Raw genomic sequence first — 3,496 nt, forward strand, 5'->3', positions numbered from 1 at the left:
CCCACTTCAAACAGCGCACCGACAAAGTCGACGGCGGCCCCCTGCTACAAGCGATCCTGGCGGCCATCGAGCGGCAAGACCAGGCCGACGGCGTATTGAGCCTGCGCGACCAGCAAAAAGCCCAGACCGTCCCCTGGCTGGCAGACCGGCTGAGCCGCCTGATCGTGGGCTATGAAAGCGAATGGCACTGGGACAGCGGGAAATGGGACGAACTGGACAGCCTGATGGGGGAGGGCCTGCCAGACTGGCAAGCGGAGAAGACACGGATCAAGCGACTGGCGTTCTGGGACGAAGTGAGCAGCATCGCAGGCTTCCCGACGGGGCCGAAGGCATTCCATCTGCATCCGGGGGGATTGGTGGGGAATTTTGCTCTAACAATGGGTCGTGTAACTTTACGTATGCTCTTAGAGGTTTTTGATACAGCAAAAAATCATGAGTTTATACGGGCCATAGCCGATGAATTAAATCAAAATTTGGAAAGTTATAAGCTAAATACCCCACTGAGGATTTCGCATTTTTTTGCACAAGTACTGCAAGAGGTTGGGAGAAATTGTAGAGTAGTTGAAATTTTTGATTATCCTCCCGCAGGGTTGATTAATACGTTTGGCTATTTTAGTAAAAATAAAAAAGAAGCAGAAATGTATGGTAGGACTGCTGATCACCCTGCAGATCAGGAGGCTATTGCAAATAGGGCGTATAGCAATAGGAATGGACATGGAGGGCCAGAAACAGGAGATGGTTGGAAATATCGGGGAAGAGGACTAAAGATGCTTACCTGGAGAGCTAATTATGATGATTTTAGAGATAAATACCCACTAATATGGAGTGGTGAGAGTATTGATGCTGTTCAAAATCCAGATCTGCTATTGGAGCCAAAATATGCCCTGAGATCTGCTGTTTTCTTCTGGTTAAGATACAATTTGTTTAATATTGCTGATAAAGGTAGCTCTGATGAATGTGTTGACTCAATAACTGCAGTAATAAATAAAGGTACGGATAGCTACGAGGCTAGAAGAAGTAATTTTCAGAAAATATGGTCGAAAGGGATATTTAATGATATTTAGAAGAATTTTTTGCTTTCTTTATTTTTTCCTTCTTGTAGGCAAGTCATTTGGTGGCGATATGCCACATATGCCGGTGAAGCTGGGGGTCCCAACCAAGGATGCAATATTGGTATTTTTAGCAGAAGATACTGCATATGGTGATTCTATTTTAGTAAAATTATTTTTGCCAAAGCCTGGCAAGGTTGACGTACTGGACGTAGATAGTGTTCTTCCGCAAGGTGGGTCTGCGGCTAAGATTGAATCCGTATTTACAGCAGACCTTAAAAGTGATGGGTCGAAAAAGATAGTTGTAATCATTAGTTGGCCAGTAGATAAGCCTGATATTGAGACTGTTGGTAAATTTTATGAAGTTCGTGCTTATGATGGTGAATTATATGGTGGGAAAATATCAAAAATAAATGGCATTAATATGCTAATTCCTCCTGGATTTCAAGGGGTTCAGGATGGTAAAAAAGTTAACTATAAATATAAAACATCTGAGGATATAAAGAAGCTTCTGGGAAATTGATAATTAGGAAGTGATTTCGCATTTGGAGAAGGCGGAGAAGCAGAAGCCTGCGAGCAAGCCGCGCTGACCTTTTAGAAGACGATTTTGTATGCTTTCGACCCCTGTTTCCGTTCCCGGCGCGCAGGTGCTGAGCGCCTTATTGACGCTGCTGAGCCTGCCGGCCTTGCTGACGGCGGACACCCGACTGTATGACCTGGACATTGAAAGGCTGGATGCGGCGAGCCTGCTGCTGGAATCCTTCGCGGGAGTGGAACAGCTGGACGGCTTATCGGTCTTCGAGCTGATCTGCCTGTCCACGGATACCTAAAGATGGCCTCTTAATGCGGCGAGATGGGGAGGCTGATTTCTTTGAAAGGGGATTGAAATGCGATTGTTGGGAGTGATTTTATATCTCATGCCAATATATGTATCTGCTACTGCGGATTGTAATGGGCTAACAACAAAATCCATACTGGAGTGTGTGGAGGAGAAGAGATTCTTGGCAGATAAGAGCTTAAATTTATCTTATAAAAAGGTTATTAACTCTATTGGTGATAAGGCTGAGGCTTTGAGAGTTGTTCAGCGTAGTTGGGTTTCTTTTAGGGATGAATACTGTGGTGATTTGCTGGTTAATGGAGGTCGGGAGAGTGCCGTTGATAATGTGAACTGCCTGCTGGATTTAACAAAAGCTAGGGAAGTTGAAATTTTGAGATTGGTTGATGATTCTAAAAGATATATTTCTCCATATTATAAATCTATCAGAATTATGAAGAAAGCAGGGTATGGAGAAGATGAATTTATTTTAAGGTTGAAAAAAATTGAATCTGATTCAGATCTTTGGGTTGAATATGTTGAAAAGAACTGTAATTTGGCAAATAAAATTTATGGGGAAAATTTTAATGGTTGTGTGGCGAGATTAAATTTTGATAAGTTGTTTTAGTTTTTAAAAATGAAAAAAATTATTGATTGTATATTTGGTGCTTTCTTTTTGTTTATATGTGGCCTGGCTTTTGCAGATACTTGGCCCAGGGTGTTTTTTCAAGATCATTCATTTGTGGCTATCTTCCCAAATGGTGACTCGGGGTATCGTTTTGCTGCATCGGGAGGAGCTGTTGGGAAAGGGTCTTCTGCAGGAGCTGATTGCACCATTCAGTCAGACCTATCCTTGACGGAAGGACATAGATACTCTGGCCAGATCAGACCTGCGGATAACTCGCTGCATAGCTTCAGTGATAAAAATGTAAAAGGAAAGATTGTTGATGTTAATTTACTTGAATCAAGTATTGAAATTATCTCTGTTGATGTTTTTGGGTTGTGTTCATTAAATTCGAGTATTTCGGGGGTTTATAAGGAGATCCCGATTTCGTCTTCTAAGTATGCAAATGCATTGAATTTTTTTATGAACGCCTCCTTGGAGTCTGCTGGTGGATTTTTTAATAAAGGTAAGAATGAAATGGCGGCTGATGAATTGTCGCCATATGTTCTAGGGTTGGGCGATTCTGGATTAATTTTAAGATTTCCTATATTTTTGAAGCTGGCAAATGATTTTGGATATTATAAGCAATTGGCTGGTGATCATGATTCTGCAATCTCCGCTTTCGAGAATGTTTTGTCTATTTCTCCTGGACGAATTGTTACATATTTGAATCTTGCGGATTCATTGTGGCAGGTTGGAAAATTTGATAGAGCCAGGGAGGAATATAAAAAATATTTTGATTTGATGGGCTCTGCTGGCAAGGCAGGTAAAATTCCTGATCGTGTCAAGTTAAGAATGTAATTAGATCTGTTGGCAATGAACTGATGCTGGTGGGGTAATTTAATGACATGGCTCTGTTTCTGAGCACCCAAGACAGCGTGCGCAGCTTCCGGCCCGGCACCCGCTTCCGGCTGGTGGAACACACCCAGCACAGCCTGCAGCGACTACTGAAACAGACCCAAGCCGACC

Annotated in this window: 5 protein-coding genes; all 5 read left to right on the forward strand. The window is 42.6% G+C overall.

Features of this window, described 5'->3' with window-relative positions:
• On the forward strand, positions 1 to 1,064 hold a 1,064-nt coding region (locus tag HNQ59_RS19115), incomplete at its 5' end, for a glycoside hydrolase family 19 protein (protein WP_425491412.1).
• 67 nt (positions 1,065 to 1,131) lie between these two features.
• Positions 1,132 to 1,572 carry a hypothetical protein gene (locus tag HNQ59_RS19120; protein ID WP_184041985.1) on the forward strand — a complete coding sequence of 147 codons (441 nt, stop codon included), beginning with the start codon at positions 1,132 to 1,134 and terminating at the stop codon, positions 1,570 to 1,572.
• 88 nt (positions 1,573 to 1,660) lie between these two features.
• The gene (locus HNQ59_RS19125; protein ID WP_184041986.1) at positions 1,661 to 1,879 is read left to right on the forward strand and encodes a hypothetical protein; all 219 of its coding nucleotides are present in this window, start codon (positions 1,661 to 1,663) and stop codon (positions 1,877 to 1,879) included.
• An 87-nt stretch (positions 1,880 to 1,966) separates the two neighbouring features.
• Positions 1,967 to 2,491, forward strand: a complete 525-nt coding sequence (locus HNQ59_RS19130; protein WP_281397253.1) for a lysozyme inhibitor LprI family protein — start codon at positions 1,967 to 1,969, stop codon at positions 2,489 to 2,491.
• 9 nt (positions 2,492 to 2,500) lie between these two features.
• Entirely contained in the window at positions 2,501 to 3,328 is an 828-nt protein-coding gene (locus HNQ59_RS19135; protein ID WP_184041988.1) for a tetratricopeptide repeat protein, read from the forward strand.
• Positions 3,329 to 3,496: the final 168 nt, after the last annotated feature.

The organism is Chitinivorax tropicus (assembly GCF_014202905.1).
GTDB classification, from domain to species: domain Bacteria; phylum Pseudomonadota; class Gammaproteobacteria; order Burkholderiales; family SCOH01; genus Chitinivorax; species Chitinivorax tropicus.